At 60.1% G+C, this 17,009-nt stretch carries 12 protein-coding genes; 9 read left to right on the forward strand and 3 right to left on the reverse strand.

What is annotated here, in order from left to right:
• The first annotated feature begins 104 nt into the window (after positions 1-104).
• From rsmB to HDE72_RS13915, 8 genes are all read left to right on the forward strand, one after another.
• A complete protein-coding gene (gene rsmB / locus HDE72_RS13880; RefSeq protein ID WP_183741798.1) occupies positions 105-1,523 on the forward strand; it encodes a 16S rRNA (cytosine(967)-C(5))-methyltransferase RsmB in 1,419 nt (472 codons plus the stop codon).
• 97 nt (positions 1,524-1,620) lie between these two features.
• On the forward strand, positions 1,621-2,127 hold the full coding sequence (locus HDE72_RS13885; protein WP_260176687.1) for a DUF4390 domain-containing protein: 507 nt from the start codon (positions 1,621-1,623) through the stop codon (positions 2,125-2,127).
• Positions 2,127-4,403 carry a sensor histidine kinase gene (locus tag HDE72_RS13890; protein ID WP_183741802.1) on the forward strand — a complete coding sequence of 759 codons (2,277 nt, stop codon included), beginning with the start codon at positions 2,127-2,129 and terminating at the stop codon, positions 4,401-4,403. The genes HDE72_RS13885 and HDE72_RS13890 overlap by 1 nt, the downstream gene beginning before the upstream one ends.
• A 113-nt stretch (positions 4,404-4,516) precedes the next feature.
• Positions 4,517-5,239 carry a response regulator gene (locus HDE72_RS13895; protein WP_183741804.1) on the forward strand — a complete coding sequence of 241 codons (723 nt, stop codon included), beginning with the start codon at positions 4,517-4,519 and terminating at the stop codon, positions 5,237-5,239.
• Between the two features lie 18 nt (positions 5,240-5,257).
• Positions 5,258-5,659 carry a GTPase gene (locus HDE72_RS13900; RefSeq protein ID WP_183741805.1) on the forward strand — a complete coding sequence of 134 codons (402 nt, stop codon included), beginning with the start codon at positions 5,258-5,260 and terminating at the stop codon, positions 5,657-5,659.
• A gap of 145 nt (positions 5,660-5,804) precedes the next feature.
• Positions 5,805-6,062, forward strand: a complete 258-nt coding sequence (locus HDE72_RS13905; RefSeq protein WP_071325424.1) for a BTH_I0359 family protein — start codon at positions 5,805-5,807, stop codon at positions 6,060-6,062.
• 72 nt (positions 6,063-6,134) lie between these two features.
• The gene (locus HDE72_RS13910) at positions 6,135-6,905 is read left to right on the forward strand and encodes a class II glutamine amidotransferase (RefSeq protein ID WP_183741807.1); all 771 of its coding nucleotides are present in this window, start codon (positions 6,135-6,137) and stop codon (positions 6,903-6,905) included.
• A 149-nt stretch (positions 6,906-7,054) separates the two neighbouring features.
• On the forward strand, positions 7,055-8,335 hold the full coding sequence (locus HDE72_RS13915) for an EAL and HDOD domain-containing protein (RefSeq protein WP_183741809.1): 1,281 nt from the start codon (positions 7,055-7,057) through the stop codon (positions 8,333-8,335).
• A 183-nt stretch (positions 8,336-8,518) separates the two neighbouring features.
• On the opposite strand, the gene HDE72_RS13920 is transcribed toward HDE72_RS13915, so the two are convergent.
• Both HDE72_RS13920 and metH read right to left on the reverse strand, forming a co-directional pair.
• Entirely contained in the window at positions 8,519-8,890 is a 372-nt protein-coding gene (locus tag HDE72_RS13920) for an SPW repeat protein (RefSeq protein ID WP_183741811.1), read from the reverse strand.
• A gap of 115 nt (positions 8,891-9,005) precedes the next feature.
• Positions 9,006-12,800: a methionine synthase gene (gene metH, locus HDE72_RS13925; protein WP_183741819.1), complete on the reverse strand. Its 3,795-nt coding sequence runs from the start codon at positions 12,798-12,800 to the stop codon at positions 9,006-9,008.
• A gap of 663 nt (positions 12,801-13,463) precedes the next feature.
• Here metH and HDE72_RS13930 point away from each other — a divergent pair.
• Positions 13,464-15,956, forward strand: a complete 2,493-nt coding sequence (locus tag HDE72_RS13930; protein WP_183741821.1) for a hypothetical protein — start codon at positions 13,464-13,466, stop codon at positions 15,954-15,956.
• A 70-nt stretch (positions 15,957-16,026) separates the two neighbouring features.
• Here HDE72_RS13930 and fmt read toward each other — a convergent pair whose 3' ends face one another.
• Entirely contained in the window at positions 16,027-16,983 is a 957-nt protein-coding gene (gene fmt / locus HDE72_RS13935) for a methionyl-tRNA formyltransferase (protein WP_183741823.1), read from the reverse strand.
• Positions 16,984-17,009: the final 26 nt, after the last annotated feature.

Below are 17,009 nucleotides of genomic sequence, written 5' to 3' on the forward strand. Positions count from 1 at the left end.
TGGTTAAGAGGGCGCCACAAACGCTACAATCGTCCCTTTATTGATGACGCGCGGCCGCGATTGCCACCATGCCGCCTGCCGCGCGCAGCCACACCGGATACTCTATGATCAAGCGCCCCACGCTGAAACTGAACACCAAGCCGGCGCCTAGCCCGGCGACGGCGCCGAAATTGCGTCCCAGCTACCATCCCGATTTGAAACCTGTCTTGCAGCCTGGCTTTCAGCCCGATCTGCGCGCCGATTCGCTGGCCTTTTGCCTGCTGGGCGCCGCCAATGCGGTAGCGCAAGTGCGCACCGGCACGGCCTTGCCGCAGGCGCTGGCCAAGGTGTTTACGCAATCGAACGCCAGCCCGCAAGCGCGCGGCGCGATCCAGGATATTTCCTACCGTACCATGCGCCAGCTGGGCCGCAGCGAAACCCTGCTTGGTTTGATGACCTCCAAGGCGCCCGAGCCACCGATGCTGGCCGGCTTGCTGTGCTGCGCGCTGTCGCTGATGTCGCCCGAGCCGGGCGAACAGCCCTACGAAGAATTCACGGTGGTCGACCAGGCTGTCACGGTCGCCACCTCGCACCCGGACCTGGCGCAGGCCAAGGGCATGGTCAATGCCGTGCTGCGTCGTTTCTTGCGTGAACGCACATCCTTGCTGGAAGCAGCCTTGCAACAACCGTTGGCACAATGGAATTATCCGCAGTGGTGGATCGATTCCTTGCGCCTGGCCTATCCACGCGATTGGCAAGCCATTTTGACAGCAGGCAATGCTGTGCCACCGTTGACCCTGCGCGTGAACCGCCGCAAGAGCACGGTGGAAGCCTATCTGGCCGTGCTGGCCGAGGCAGGCATCGCAGCGCGCCAGGTGGGGCCGTTTGCCGTGCGCCTGGAAAAACCGATCGGCGTGCACCTGATTCCTGGCTTCGAGCTGGGTCATGTTTCGGTGCAGGATGCCGGCGCCCAGCTGGCCGCGCCCTTGCTCGATTTGCAGGATGGCATGCGCGTGCTGGATGCCTGTGCTGCGCCGGGCGGCAAGACTTGCCACATTCTTGAAATGGCTGACGTGCAAGTCACTGCCATCGACGCGGACGCCAAGCGCTTGCCGCGCATCGCGGAAAACCTGGAACGCCTGGGCTTGCAAGCGACCTTGAAAGCGCAGGATGCGCAATCGAACGCATGGTGGGACGGCCAGCAATATGACCGCATCCTGGCCGACGTACCGTGCACGGCGTCCGGTATCGTGCGTCGCCATCCGGATATCCGCTGGCTGCGCCGCAAGGGTGACGCGTTCCAACTTGCAACACTTTCATCGAAAATCCTGGACAACCTGTGGCAGATGCTGCGCCCCGATGGTAAATTGCTGTTCGTGACTTGCTCTTTGTGGCCGCAAGAGTCCGAAGCGCAAGCGGCGGCCTTTGCGGTACGCAATAATGCGACCCGTTTGACAGCCCCTGGCCAGCTCTTGCCCACCGGCAGCGCGGAACAGGACCATGACGGTTTGTTCTATGCGCTATTCCAAAAAAATGCGGCTTGAGCACGACGTCGATCTTTTTCCTACGGACTACACCGGCACACTTGTGACAAAACGACTCTTCCGACTCCTGGCCCTGCTGCTGATGCTGGCATGTCTGATGCCACGCGCGCATGCCGCCGATGTGGTTGAGATCACGCGCGCCTACATCGAGTCGAACGAAGAGGGCTACAAGCTGGCCGCTGCCTATTCCTTTGATCTGAATCATGATCTGGATGACGCCGTGCAGCATGGCGTACCGCTGTTTTTCACCACGGAAATCGAGCTGACCCGGCCCCGCTGGTACTGGTTTGATGAAAAAGCCATCGTGGCGCGCCAGACCAGCCGGCTGTCGTACAACGTGCTGACCCGCCAATATCATGTCTCCATTGGCGGCTTGCAGCAAAGTTTCCCCAGCCTCGACGATGCGCTATTCCTGATCCGGCGGCCCAGCCGCTGGCTGGTGGCGCCGCGCGGCGCGCTGAAAACGGGACAGACGTATAACGTGACCTTGCGCATGGGCATGGACCGTGATTATTTGCCCAAGCCGATACAGGTCAACGCCTTCAATAATAGCGACTGGCGTCTGGCGTCGAATAAAAAAACCTTCTTGTATACGGCGGAGTAGTGACACAAGCATTGCGCTATCTGCTGGTGGTGGGCGGCGGCATTGTCAGTATCCTGCTATTCCTGCTGGCGTCCGCCTCGGACAACTCCGGCTTCTTCGACCGATATTATTCCTGGCTGCTGGGCTTGAACGCAGCCGTGGCCGTCTCGCTGCTGGCGCTGGTCGGCATTTCGCTGGGGCGGCTGTATGTCCGCTACAAGAGCGGCAAGTTCGGCTCCAAGCTGATGACGCGCCTGGTGATGCTGTTCGCCGCCGTCGGCATCTTGCCGGGTTTGGTGATTTTTCTTGTCTCAGTGCAATTTGTTTCCCACTCCATCGAATCGTGGTTCAACGTCAAGATCGAAGCGGCGCTGGAATCGGGCCTGGAGCTGGGGCGCGCCGGTCTCGATGCGGCCCTGGTCGAGCTCGACCATCGGGGCCACAAGGCGGTCGATGAGCTGCACCGCGATCCGGTGGCCAGCCCCATCATCCTGACGAGCTTGCTGCGCGAAGAGGGCATGCAAAATGTGATGCTGGTCAGCACCGATGGCGTCTTGCTGGCCAGTGCTGGGCCGCATAGCGCCGCTGACTTGCCCACGCCGGCCATGCTGGCGCAGGCCGCTTTGCCGGCCGGTTACGCATCGGCCGAGGGTGGGCTGGAATTGCACGATGACGGCATGGAGTCGGGTGCGGCGCCACGCGCGCCGCCTTCGCCGCTCGATGCGGCCGCCAGCCTGCGCTTGCGCGTGCTGGTGGCGGTGCCGGGGCCATCTGTTTCGCCGCGCTATCTGCAATTGCTGCAATCGGTGCCGCCCAAGCTGGCTACCAACGGTGAAATGTTGCGCGCTGCCTACAGCGAGTACAAGGAACGCTTCGTCGCGCGCGTGGGCTTGCGCAAGATGTACATGGAAATCCTCACCCTGACCTTGCTGCTGGCCATTTTTGGCGCCATCGGCAGTGCTTTTTTGATCGCCGGCAAGCTGGCCCAGCCTTTGCTGCTGCTGGCGGAAGGTACGCGCGCCGTGGCCGAGGGCGATCTGTCGCCGCGCCCCATCGTCGCCACCAAGGATGAACTAGGTACGCTGACACAGTCGTTCAACATCATGACGCGCCAATTGCTCGATGCGCGCACCTCGGTGGAAAGCAACCGCGCCGCGCTGCAAAACGCCAAGGCCCATCTGGAATCGGTGCTGGCCAATATGTCGGCCGGCGTGATGGTGCTCGATGGCGATTTCAAGCTGGTGACCTGCAATGAATCGGTCGAACGCATCTTGCAGCATTCGGGCATCAGCATGGTGGGCTTGCCGCTGGCAAGTATTGTCGGAATGGAAGAGTTTGGCGACGCCATCATCAGCGCCTTCACGGCGCAGAGCGCGCAATCGGCCTCGGGCCGCAACTTGCAGCGCCTGCACTGGCAGCAGCAGATAGAAATCCCGCGCCGCCTGGGCAGCAGTGCCGACGAGCATGACATCACCTTGCTGGCGCGTGGCTCGCGTTTGCCGCTGGAGTCCGGCAGCGGCTACATCGTCGTCTTCGATGATATTTCCGACGTGATCTCGGCCCAGCGTTCGATCGCCTGGGGCGAGGTGGCGCGCCGCCTGGCGCATGAAATCAAGAATCCGCTGACGCCTATCCAGCTGTCGGCCGAGCGTTTGCAAATGAAGCTGGAAGGCAAGCTGGAACAGCCCGACGCCGACTTGCTCAGCCGCGCCACCACCACCATCGTCAAGCAGGTCGATGCGATGAAGCGCATGGTCGATGATTTCCGCGACTATGCGCGCACGCCGCCGGCCGTGCTGGTGCCGCTGCGCCTGAATGAACTGATCGAAGAAATCCTGAACCTGTATTTGCGCGGCGATGATGGCGACATCATCCACCCGCAACTGGCGCCGAATTTGCCGATGGTGATGGGCGATCCGACTCAGTTGCGCCAGGTAATCCACAATTTGCTGCAGAATGCACAGGACGCCATGGCGGAGTTGCCGCCGCACTCGCCGCATCCCCGGATTGACGTGAGGACGGAAGCAATTCATTATCGCAGTGCGGACGGCGGCGTGAACATCGCCGTGCGCCTGGCCATCACCGACAATGGCCTGGGTTTTGCGCCGAAGATACTGGCGCGGGCCTTCGAGCCCTACGTCACGTCAAAGGCGCGTGGCACGGGCCTGGGCCTGGCAATGGTGAAGAAAATCATCGATGAGCATGGGGGGCGCATCGATATCGAGAATCGCGTGGACGGCAATGGCGCTTCAGTGGTCATTTTGCTGTTAAAGTTAGCTCCCGACGCCCCGGCTTAGCAATTGCTGAACGGGAAGTCTGGTTTAGTATTTAAAACACTAATAAAATCATAGTTGTCCGCTGTGCGCCTGTTGTGTGCGGGGGGCGGCGAAATGAGGAAGGCAATACACGAATGGCAAACATACTCGTAGTGGATGATGAAATGGGTATCCGTGAGTTGCTCTCGGAGATACTGGGCGACGAAGGACATGCTATCCAGCTGGCCGAAAATGCGCAGCAGGCGCGCGAGGCCCGCGCGGCCGGTGCGCCCGACCTGGTACTGCTGGACATCTGGATGCCCGATACCGATGGCGTTACCTTGCTCAAGGAATGGCAGCGCGATGGCTTGCTGACCATGCCCGTGATCATGATGTCGGGCCACGCCACCATCGATACCGCCGTCGAAGCGACACGCATCGGTGCGCTCAACTTCCTGGAAAAACCGATTGCCTTGCAAAAACTGCTGAAAGCAGTCCAGCAAGGCTTGACGCGGGCCCAGGAAACCGTGCGCGCTCCTAGCGTGGCGCCACGGCCTGCCGCGCCAGCGCCTGCCGAGGAAAGCAGCAGCCACTCGTTGCCCAGTTTTGGCGGCAGCGCACCGCAGCAGCTGATGGTGCGTCCTGGCATCACAGCGCCGGCGGCGGCAGAAGGCCATGGCTACAATCTGTCGTTTGACCTGCCTTTGCGCGAAGCACGCGACGCTTTCGAGCGCATGTATTTCGAGCACCACCTGGGCCGCGAAGGCGGCAGCATGACGCGCGTGGCGGAAAAAACGGGCCTGGAGCGTACCCATTTGTACCGCAAGCTGAAACAGCTGGGCGTGGAACCGGGCAAGCTGGCCAAGAAAAACCTGTGATGGCTGTTGTGATACACCTTGCGTAATCTCCCCAAGCGCGCGACGCGGTTGACCCTGGTCAGCGGCGGGCGCGCTCATGACCGTGAGGCCGCCATCGCGCAAGCCTTGCTGCCTGAAGTCGCCACGGCCGTGATCCTGGAAGGCCTGGCGACGGGGCATTCCCTGCTGGCCGACCTGGCCGAACAAACATCTTCCTCTTCAACGTTACCCTTGCAACTATTGCGTATTGCGCCAGGCTGCTTGTGCTGCAGCGGCAATCTGGTATTGCGTGTAACATTGAATCGTCTCCTGCGCCATCCACCTGCGCACTTGTTCATCAGCCTGGCAGACGCCACACATATCGAACAATTGCGCGCCTGGCTTTCTGCCAGCCCCTACGACGTCTGGCTGGCGCTGGAGCAAGATCTGCTGCTGACATGAACCGTTGCTCATTACTTTGATCGTTCTTGCATCTCGTTACAAAGATGACCCGCAGAGTTGGGTGTGACGCTTGAAATGGCGCGTGTGGACCCCACCTCAGTTCTGAAACCGCAGGAGCTTCTCCTGCTTGAGCGAAGGACGCAAAATGAACCTGATCTATAACAGCGAGCAATATAGCGTCGTCGAATTCGGCGCCGACCGTGACCTTGAAGCCTTGCGTTTTGGCGGTTATGAAATCGTCGACAAGGGCGGCAAGCGTGAAACCTTTATCGCCGGCGTGCTGGCGCAAAACTTTCGCCGCGATGTCACGGAACTGATCGCCAGCGAGCCCAGCATGGAAGAGATCGATGAATTCCTGGGCAGCTATGATTCCCTGATGAGCCAGCCTGTTTTGCTGCATTGATGGCGATAGCCACCATACCAATTGGCAAGCCGGCATGGTATGGTGGCTGGGTTACCTCGCTGCAGACCGACCATGTGCCAACTTCTCGCAATGAATTGCAATGTCCCTACTGACATTGTGTTTAGTTTTACCGGCTTCGCCATGCGTGGCGGCCAGACCGATACCCACCATGACGGCTGGGGCATCGCCTTTTTCGAAGGCGCTGGCGTGCGCCATTTTGTCGACCACCAGGCAGCGATAAGCTCGCCCGTGGCCGAACTGATCAAACGCTACCCGATCAAGTCACGCAATGTCATCGCGCATATCCGCAAGGCCACCCAAGGCCAGGTGGCGCTGGAAAATTGCCACCCCTTCGTGCGCGAACTGTGGGGCCGCTACTGGGTGTTTGCCCATAATGGCGACCTGAAGGATTTTAATCCCGTGCTGACGGGCAGCTACCGCCCCGTCGGCTGCACCGATAGCGAACGGGCCTTCTGCTATCTGCTGCAAGAGCTGCATGCGCGCTTTGGCGACGCCCCACCCGGCCTGCCGCAGCTGCACGCAGCGCTGGCCGAGCTGCTGCCCGGCATTGCCGCCCACGGCACTTTCAATATGATGCTGTCCAGCGGCGACGCCTTGTTTGCCCATTGCTCCACCAGCTTGCACTATCTGGTGCGACAGCATCCCTTCCCCACTGCTAAACTATCTGACAATGATTTGAGCGTGGACTTTTCCCAGGTCACCACGCCACAAGACCGGGTCGCCGTCATTGTTACCCAGCCTTTGACCACCAATGAGTCATGGACGGCGTTTGCGCCGGGCGAATTGAAGTTATTTGTCGATGGCGCAGTACAGCAACGGTGATCCGCATAATTTGTTGACGACAATAGTAGCAATTGCTGCCAAAATACATCTGAAACAAAAAAATTCGGGTAAAGTATTGTCAATATTGAACCTAGATGCGGGCGCAGAGGGCAAGGCCGGCGTCACTCGACGTGATTGATGAAGAATTAATGATCGATATTTCCAGCAACGATATTTCCCCCAAACCCTTGCGCGTACGCGAGTTTTATTTGGGCCGCCAACCGATACTGGACCGTAACCAGGCCCTGTTCGGCTATGAGTTGCTATTCCGCAACGCCCCCGTCGGCCCTGCCAATATCACCAGCGACCTGTCCGCCACGGCTGCCGTGATCGCCCATGCCTCGCAACTGGGCATGGAAAAAGTCATCGGCGACGCGCTCGGCTTCGTGAATGTCGATGCCGATGTGATCATGAGCGATATCTTTGTTTTCCTGCCGCGCGAAAAAGTGGTGCTGGAAATCGTCGAATCGATGAAGGTCACGCCAGAATTGCGCACGCGCATCAGCGAACTGGTGGGACATGGTTACACCTTCGCGCTGGAAAATGTCGTCTCCGATACCTCGCAAGTGCAGCAATTGCTGCCGCTGGTGGACTACGTGAAGATGGACATGAGCACCGTCGATCCGGCCGTGCTGGCCAGCCTGGCGCCCCGCTTCAAGCAGGAGCACAAAAAGCTGGTGGCTGAAAAAGTCGAGACGCGCGAAGAATTCAAGACGGGCCTGGACCTGGGCTTCGATTACTTCCAGGGCTATTATTTCGCCAAGCCGGCCATCATTACCGGTAAGAAACTGTCGCCTTCGCAACTGGCCGTGATGGAATTGATGACCCTGGTCACGTCGGACGCCGACAATATGGATATCGAGCGCGCCATCAAGCGCGACGTTTCGCTGGCACTGAACCTGTTGCGCCTGGTCAATACACCTGCCGTGGGCGCGCGCCAGCGCATCGATTCGCTGAGCCAGGCCGTGACCGTGCTGGGCCGCCGCCAGCTGCAGCGCTGGCTGCAAATCATGCTGTATGCCGAGCCAAGCAAGCGCGGCCACAGCATGACGCCGCTGCTGATGCTGGCCACCACGCGTGGCCGTTTGCTGGAATTGCTGGCCCATAAACTGCGCCCCAATCACGCGCACTCGGCCGACATCGCCTTTACGGTCGGCATCATGTCCCTGATGGATACCCTGTTCGGCGTGCCGATGTCGGAAATCCTCTCGCAGATCGAAGTGATAGAGGAAGTGAGCGAAGCCTTGCTGTCGCGCAGCGGTTTCTACGGCGACCTGCTGCGCCTGGCCGAATGCATCGAGCGCATCGAAGACCTGGAAGGCGAAATCGTGCCGACCCTGCGTGACCTGGCGATGTCGCCGGACGACCTGGTCGAACTGGAAATGGCTGCCTACGAATGGAGCGATAACGTCGTCAGATATGCTCTCTGAGGGCGCCTGACCTAAGCTACTGCGCGTCGGTATAGGCGGCCTGCGATGCTCGCCGTACTTATGTACGGCTGCGCTTCTTAGCCACCTCTTCCTTCCGCTCGCTACGCTTATGTCAGGTGCTGTGGCGTTCGTAATATGCATTTTTTGAAGCCCCGCACGGCATAGCCGTAGCGGGGCTTTTTATTATGCGGCAGCGCCGGGCCAGTGCTTGTGCAGTTCGGGGTCGGTGCGCAGTTCCCACAGGGCCAGGATGACGACGGCGATGCCAACGATCAGCTCGTTCCACAGCATCACGCGCTGATCGGCCAGCCTTAATATCCAGGGCGAGGCGGCGACCCAGACGCCCACCAGCAGGTTGACGACGACGGCCCAGAAGTAAGTCTTGTACAAATCGAAGGCGGCCAGCAAGGCGATCACCAGGCCCGAAATGATGGCGTTGAGCATTTGCGCCGAACCGTCAGGATAGGAAAATGCCCATGGCGACACGATCAGCCACAGGCCCAGCAACAGGATGACTTGATCCTGCCAGCGTTTGAATGTGAAATTGTTTGCCATGGTAACTCCTTGACGTTGAGGAAACGTGCCGGAGTGGGCGTGCGGCATGCCGACCGGCATACTGCGTTAGTGTCTGCGGCGCGCGGAAAGTTCCACGCGCCGCTGGCCACAAAGATCAGGATAAGTTCGGCGCCAGCCAGCGTTCGACATCGTCGATGCTGGCGCCACGGCGGGTTGCCATGTCTTGCACCTGGTCCATGCCGATCTTGCCGACCACGAAGTATTTCGATTCCGGGTGGGCAAAGTAAAAGCCGGACACGGCCGCGCCCGGGAACATGGCGTAGGACTCGGTCAGCAGCATGCCGATTTCCCCGGCTTGCATGACGTCGAACATTTCCCGTTTGACGGTGTGCTCGGGGCAGGCAGGGTAGCCGGGGGCAGGGCGGATGCCGACATATTTCTCGCCGATCATGTCGTCGTTGCTCAGGTGCTCCTCAGGCGCGTAGCCCCACAAGTCCTTGCGCACGCGTTCGTGCAGGTATTCGGCGAACGCTTCGGCCAGGCGGTCGGCCAGCGATTTCAACATGATGGACGAGTAATCGTCGTGCGCATCTTCGAAGCGCTTTTCATATTTCTCGATGCCCAGGCCGGATGTGACGGCAAACATGCCGATGTAATCTTTCACGCCGGAATCTTTCGGTGCGATAAAGTCGGCCAGGCACTGATTCGGCCGCTGCACGCCATCGACGATGGGTTTCACGCCTTGCTGGCGCATGCCGTAGTAGGTGAACGCCACGGTGGTGCGCGTGTCGTCCGTATAGACTTCGATATCGTCATCGTTGACGGTATTGGCGGGCAGCAATGACACCACGCCATTGGCCGTCAGCCAGCGGCCGTCGATGAGTTTTTTCAGCAAGGCCTGGCCTTCCGCATACACCTTGCTGGCCGCGTCGCCCACCACTTCATCGGTCAGGATGGCGGGGAAGGGGCCAGCCAGGTCCCAGGTCTGGAAGAACGGACCCCAGTCGATATAGTGGGCCAGGGTGGCCAGATCCACATTCTTGAACAGGCGCCGGCCGATGAACTTGGGTTTCACGGGCGTGCTGGCGCCGTCGAACGGCACGATCATGCGGTTGGCGCGCGCCTGCGCCAGTGGCAGGATGGGCAGCGCCTTCTTGTTGGCGTGTTGTTCGCGGATGCGCGCGTAATCGATTTCGATGTCTTCCACGTATTTGTCGCGCTGTTCCGGCGTCAGCAAGGATTGCGCCACGGAAACGGAACGCGAGGCGTCCGGTACGTAGATCACGGGGCCTTCGTAGTTATGGGCAATCTTGACGGCCGTGTGGGCACGGCTGGTGGTGGCGCCGCCGATCAGCAGGGGAATTTTGAGCATGCGGAAATGTTCGTCGCGCTGCATTTCCTTGGCGACATACGCCATTTCTTCCAGCGACGGCGTGATCAGGCCAGACAGACCAATGATGTCGGCGTTTTCCACCTTGGCGCGGGCCAGGATTTCCGAGCACGGCACCATCACGCCCATGTTCACCACTTCGAAGTTATTGCATTGCAGAACTACGGTGACGATGTTCTTGCCGATATCATGCACGTCGCCCTTCACGGTCGCCATGATGATCTTGCCCTTGGGCTTGGCGACGATGCCGGTGCGCTTTTCTTCCAGCAGTTTTTCTTCTTCGATAAACGGTATCAGGTGGGCCACGGCCTGTTTCATCACGCGCGCCGATTTCACCACTTGCGGCAGGAACATCTTGCCCTGGCCAAACAGATCACCGACCACATCCATGCCGGCCATCAGCGGTCCCTCGATCACGTGGATCGGGCGGCCGCCATTGTGCAGCAATTCCTGGCGTGCTTCTTCCGTATCTTCGACGATAAATTGCGTGATGCCATGCACCAGCGCGTGCGACAAACGCGCTTGCACCGTGCCTTCGCGCCAGGCCAGGGTTTGCGCCTCGGCCTTGCCGCCCGCTTTCAGGGTGCCGGCAAACTCGATCATGCGTTCGGTCGAGTCTTCGCGGCGGTTCAGCACCACGTCTTCCACGCGCTCGCGCAGTTCCGGATCGAGGTTGTCATACACACCCACCATGCCCGCGTTGACGATGCCCATGGTCATGCCAGCCTTGATGGCGTGGTAGAGGAAGACCGTATGGATGGCTTCGCGGGCTGGATCGTTGCCGCGGAAACTGAAGGACACGTTCGACACGCCGCCCGAGATCTTCGCGTGCGGCAGGTTGTCCTTGATCCAGCGCGTGGCGTTGATGAAATCCACCGCGTAATTGTTGTGCTCTTCGATGCCGGTGGCCACGGCAAAGATGTTCGGATCGAAAATGATGTCTTCCGGCGGGAAATCCAGCGCAGCTATCAGCAAGTGATATGCGCGCGCGCAAATTTCGATCTTGCGCTCGAAGGTGTCGGCTTGCCCTTTTTCATCGAACGCCATGACGATCACGGCCGCGCCATAGCGGCGGCACAGCTTGGCCTGGCGCAAGAATTCCGCTTCGCCTTCCTTCATGGAAATCGAGTTGACGATGGCCTTGCCCTGCACGCATTTCAATCCTGCCTCGATCACTGACCATTTCGACGAGTCGACCATGATGGGCACGCGCGAAATGTCGGGTTCGGACGCGATCAGGTTCAAAAAGCGCGTCATGGCGGCCAGCGAATCGAGCATGGCCTCGTCCATATTGATGTCGATCACCTGCGCGCCGTTTTCCACCTGCTGGCGCGCCACGGACAGCGCCTCGTCGTATTGCTCGTTCAAAATCATGCGCGCAAACGCTTTCGAGCCCGTGACGTTGGTGCGCTCGCCCACGTTGACGAACAAGGACTCGTCGTTGACGACGAACGGTTCCAGGCCGGCCAGGCGCAAGTCGTGCGATGGGGCCGGCACGCTGCGCGGGGTGATTTTGGACAGCAATTCGCCAATGGCTGCGATGTGCTCGGGCGTGGTGCCGCAGCAGCCGCCGGCCATGTTCAAAAAGCCCGCGTCGGCGAATTCACGCAGCAGGGCGGACGTGTCGGCTGGCAACTCGTCAAAACCCGTGTCGCTCATGGGGTTGGGCAAGCCCGCGTTCGGATAGATGCAGACGAAGGTATCGGCGATCTTCGACAGCTCTTCTGCATACGGACGCATCAGGGCCGCGCCCAGCGCGCAGTTCAGGCCGATGGTCAGCGGTTTGGCGTGGCGCACGGAATTCCAGAAGGCGGGCACGGTCTGGCCTGACAAGATACGGCCCGAGGCATCGGTCACCGTGCCGGAAATCATCAAGGGCAGGCGCACCACCGCCGGGTTTTGCTCGTAGTACAGGTCGATGGCGAACAGGGCCGCCTTGCAATTGAGCGTATCGAAAATGGTTTCCACCAGCAAGACATCGGCGCCGCCTTCCACCAGGCCGCGCGTCTGTTCCAGGTAAGACGCCACCAGCTGGTCGAAAGTGATATTGCGCGCGGCAGGGTCGTTGACGTCGGGCGAGATCGAGGCTGTCTTCGGCGTGGGGCCCAGGGCGCCAGCGACGAAGCGCGGCTTGTCCGGCGTGGAATATTTATCGCAGGCCGCGCGCGCCAGTCTGGCCGCCGCCACGTTCATTTCATAGGCCAGGTGGGCCATATGGTAATCGTCCTGGGCGATCGTGGTGGCGCCGAAGGTATTCGTTTCAATCAGGTCGGCGCCGGCCGCCAGATAGCGTTCGTGGATTTCCTGGATGATGTGCGGCTGGGTCAGGGTCAGCAGCTCGTTGTTGCCCTTGACGAACAGTTCGCGCGCGCCGCTGTCGGCCGGCGCGGCGAAATCGATGAAGCGGCCTTGCGGGCCACCGCGGTAGGCTGCTTCGTCCAGCTTGTATTGCTGAATGATCGTGCCCATCGCGCCGTCGAGGATCATGATCCGGCGCGCCATGATGGCACGCAAGGTCGCTTCGGTACGGGACAGGGCAGGGATCACGGTATCGTTCATTTCAAGCTTTCAATAGGCAACGGGCGGTGTGGCGCGGCGGTGAGGCCTTGCAGATCAGTAGGATCAACTGACGAAGAGTGCCGGCCGGGTAGGCTGGCAAGAGGTGGCAAGCCTGCATTCACCGGGTCTAAAATTATACGGCATCAGGCTGCTTTGGTTTCCTGGTTGCCCTCTGCGCCGGCGGATAGCTGCTCCTTCTGATGTTGCCATGCTACACGGCGCGCCAGATTTCCATTGTTTTACTTTCAACGCCTCCCGTCCTGACTACTGACTACCACTTTAATAGTGCCTTTCTTGAAATGTTAATTATTTCATTTCTTTCCTTGGCGGATACAGCAACCTTATGAATTTGCTGTGTGGAAAATCTCCCACATTCTCCTGTTTGACGTAATTTATTTTTGTCGCCGCACCGGCAAAAAAACGCAGCTTGATTTACTGCAATGCAGAGTGAGGCGGGGCATGTTTTAAATAAACATTGTTTCTTGATTCATGTAACTCATTATCAAAATTCATTGAACCAAAAGCACTGATAGTTGTATTTCGGAATCGAACTCGCGGATAATAATGGCTTTCTGAATTCTAATTCTCACCAAAAGTCACCAATATGTCACATTTCTCATGTTTCTTGCCTGGCCAGCTGCCAAGCGTAGTCAGGGGGCAGCAATGAAATACCGTCTGCTAGTTTGTCTGTTCGTCATGCTGGGCCTGTCCGCATGCGGCGGCGGCGGTGGGGGCGGTGGCGACACCGTGGTGGCAACCAGCTCGAACAGTCCGGCCATCAAGCCTGCCGTGACAGCTGTGTCGGCGAGCAATGTCGCTGTCGGCGGTAATCTGGTCCTGACCGGCACGAATCTGAGCCAGGTGACGGCTTTCCAGATCGCCGGCGTGACCGTTTCGACCAGCAGTGTCAGCGATACCAGCGTTACCCTGGTGATGCCTGGCGTGCCGGTATCTGGCGTAATCAGCCTTGTCAGCACCAGCGGCACGGCCGCCACCAGCTATAACGTGACCGTGTATGTGCCGCTGACGGTGAGCAGTATTGCGCCAGCGAGCGGTGGCGCCGGTTCCAGCGTCAGCTTGAGCGGCAATGGCATGGGCGCCGTCACGGCGGTGCTGTTCAGCAATGGCACGGCTGCCAGCTTGCAAAGCCAGGGCGCGAACAGCGTGGTTTTCGTAGTGCCGGTGGGCGCGGCAACGGGTCCATTGACGGTGCGTGGCCCGTATAACGATGTCATTACCAATGACAGCTATACCGTGTTGCCTAATGTGTCGGTGACCTCGATCACGACGGCCATCAGCGGCGCGACGATGTCGGTGACTGTATTGGGCAGCAATCTTGACCAGGTGAGCACGGCCTCCGTCGGCGCGACCCAGGCGACTATCGTCAGCGCCAGCGCCAGCCAGCTGGTGTTGAGCGTGCCTGCCACGGCGACCGGCAATGTGCTGTTGTCGGCCCCTTCGCGTCTCGACGTCAATGCTGGCACGGTCTCGGCATTTACCCTGGGCAGCATCGACTTTGCCCAGGTGCTGGACTTTAACGCCAGCGACTCGTCCTTGCACCTGACGCGTGGCAAGGCGGCTGCCGTGCGCGTGTCCGTGCTGGGCACGCAAACGGGCCGCAGCAGCCCGGCAGTGACCTTGAACGCGACGTCGGCCACTGGCGCCAATCTGGGCAGCATCCCCATGAGCGGCCCGGCGACTTTGCCAACGGCACTCAATACCTACAGCTTCAATGGCAATTTCAGTGCTGTCTTGCCGGCAAGCTGGATCGCGCCAGGCTTGCAAGTCAGGGTGACGGCGGTGGGCAACGATGGCACGCAAGTGAGCCAGCAAGCCACGCCAGCCATCTCGAGCGCGGCAAAAATCAATCTGGTGCTGGTGCCCTTGAGCACTGACGATGGCATTTCGCAAGTGCCTGACGCCAATCTGATCCGCACGGCGCTGACCCTGGTCTATCCTTATGCGGCGGAAAATATTACGATCAGCACCCGCGCGCCGCTGGCGATTGCCGGCAGCAGCAGCGTCGATAGCTGGTGGACCAATATCGCCTTGCCAGCCCTGGAATCGGCCCGCGCCAACGAAAACAATACGGCCTTCTACTTTGGTTTCGTATCGAAGCTGTCGGCCAGCCGCACCGCCGGCCTGGCGTATATCAGCGACCGCTCGACGGGCGGCGCCAATCCTTCCGCACTGGGCCTGGACGCCAGCTTCCAGGGCACGGCGTCGATCGATCCATTTGGCAATGCTTGGCCGCAATGGCTGGCCACCATGGTGCATGAGCTGGGCCACAACCATGGCTTGTACCATGTCAACTGCGGCTCGCCAGCCAATCCCGTGACCGATTATCCGTACAACAACGGCGACCTGGGGCCGCAACCACTCTACAGCAGCAATTATGCGGGCACCATTGGCCAGCTGAGCCAGGCTGCTTACACCAGCGGCAATACCAGCAAGCAAATGAAAGACGTGATGAGCTATTGCAGCGGCGCCTGGTTCTCGGACTATAGCTATACGCGCATCCAGCAATTCCTGGAAAAACGCACCACCCTGCTTGGGCGTAGCGTGCAGATCGGCGCCAGCACCGTGCCGCCCGAATATGGTTATCTGACCATTTCCGGCCGCATCACGCCAGCCGGCGTGCAACTGCGTCCTGCTGAAGCATCCACCACGGCCGGCTTGCAGCTTGCCGGTGCGAATGCTGCTTATACGCTGCGCGTGCTGACGGCGTCCGGTAAAACTATCGACGTGCCATTCGATAGCATGCAATTGGCCGACCATCGCGGCAATGTCAGCCATTTCCGCGTTACCCTGGCCAATCCTGGCGATATCCAGGATGTGGAAATACTTTCGCAAGGCAAGCCCCTGGCCAAGCTGGACAAACCAGCCCGCCGCAACCAGGCAGTGGCGACGACCAGCGCCGTGACGTTTGATACCACGCAAAGCGATGGCAAGCTGGCTTTGAGCTGGGATGCGCAAACGGAGCCATACGCGGCCGTGCTGTACGTGGGCGCCGATGGCCGCAAGCACGTCGTTGCCAGCGGCTTGACGGGCGGCACGGCCAGTGTCGACGTCAGCGCCCTGCCAGCTGGCGGCCGCTTCGAGATTAGCCTGTCGTCATCGGTAGGCGGTCGTTTGATGAAGGTACAGCGTCGCTGAGCATTGTTGATGGACAAAGAAAAGGGCTTGCCGCGGCAAGCCCTTTTTTCATGCTAGGGACTGTTGCAAGTCAGGCGAAACGCTTGCCTTCGAGCGGGAAGCCCTTGATGAACTCGGCAGCAGGCAGGCGCTTGCCGCCCGGTTTTTGCAATTGGGTCAGGCGCAGTGAACCGTTACCGCAGGCAACCACGATGCCGTGCTGGGCGTCGGCCGCCAGCACCTGGCCGGGCTCCTGCTTGCTGTCCGCTTCCAGTACCTCGGCAGCCCAGATCTTGACGGTGACGCCATCGACCTGGCCACTGGCACCGGGGAAGGGATTGAAGGCGCGGATTTTCAGGCCCAGTTCCAGCGCGGGCAGGCTGAAGTCCAGCGCCGCTTCTTCCTTGGCGATTTTTGCTGCGTAGGTGACGCCCGCTTCCGGCTGCGGCACGGGGGCCAAAGGCCCGTGTTGCATCTTGCGCAAGGTGTCGACGATCATCTTGCCGCCCAGCACGGCCAGCTTGTCATGCAGGGTGGCGGTGGAGTCGCCCGCCTCGATGGGTGTGCGCTCGATCGCCAGCATGGGGCCCGTATCGAGTCCTTCTTCCATCTGCATGATGGTCACACCCGTTTCATCGTCGCCCGCCTCGATGGCGCGGTGAATCGGTGCGGCGCCGCGCCAGCGCGGCAGCAGGGAGCCGTGGATATTGATGCAGGGACGGATATCGAGTGTGCTGCGCGGCAAGATCAAGCCATAGGCAGCCACCACCATCACATCGTAATCGGTGGCCAGCAGGCGCTCGTGGGCCGCTTTGGCTTCGGCGGCGCGCTGCGGGTCCTTGCTGTCCATGCGCAGGGACAGCGGCTGCAGCACGTCGATGCCGTGTTCCAGTGCGTATTGCTTGACGGCCGAGGCGTGCATCTGCATGCCGCGTCCGGCAGGGCGGTCGGGCTGGGTCAGCACCAGCGGAATGGTGAAACCGGCTTCGTGCAAGTCTTTCAGGGCAATAGCGGCGAATTCAGGCGTGCCTGCGAAGATCAGTTTCATATTCTTCCTGTTCGTGTGTAGCTTGC

Origin of the sequence: Janthinobacterium saanense (assembly GCF_014200675.1) — a bacterium.
In the GTDB taxonomy this organism is placed as follows: Bacteria; Pseudomonadota; Gammaproteobacteria; order Burkholderiales; family Burkholderiaceae_D; genus Janthinobacterium.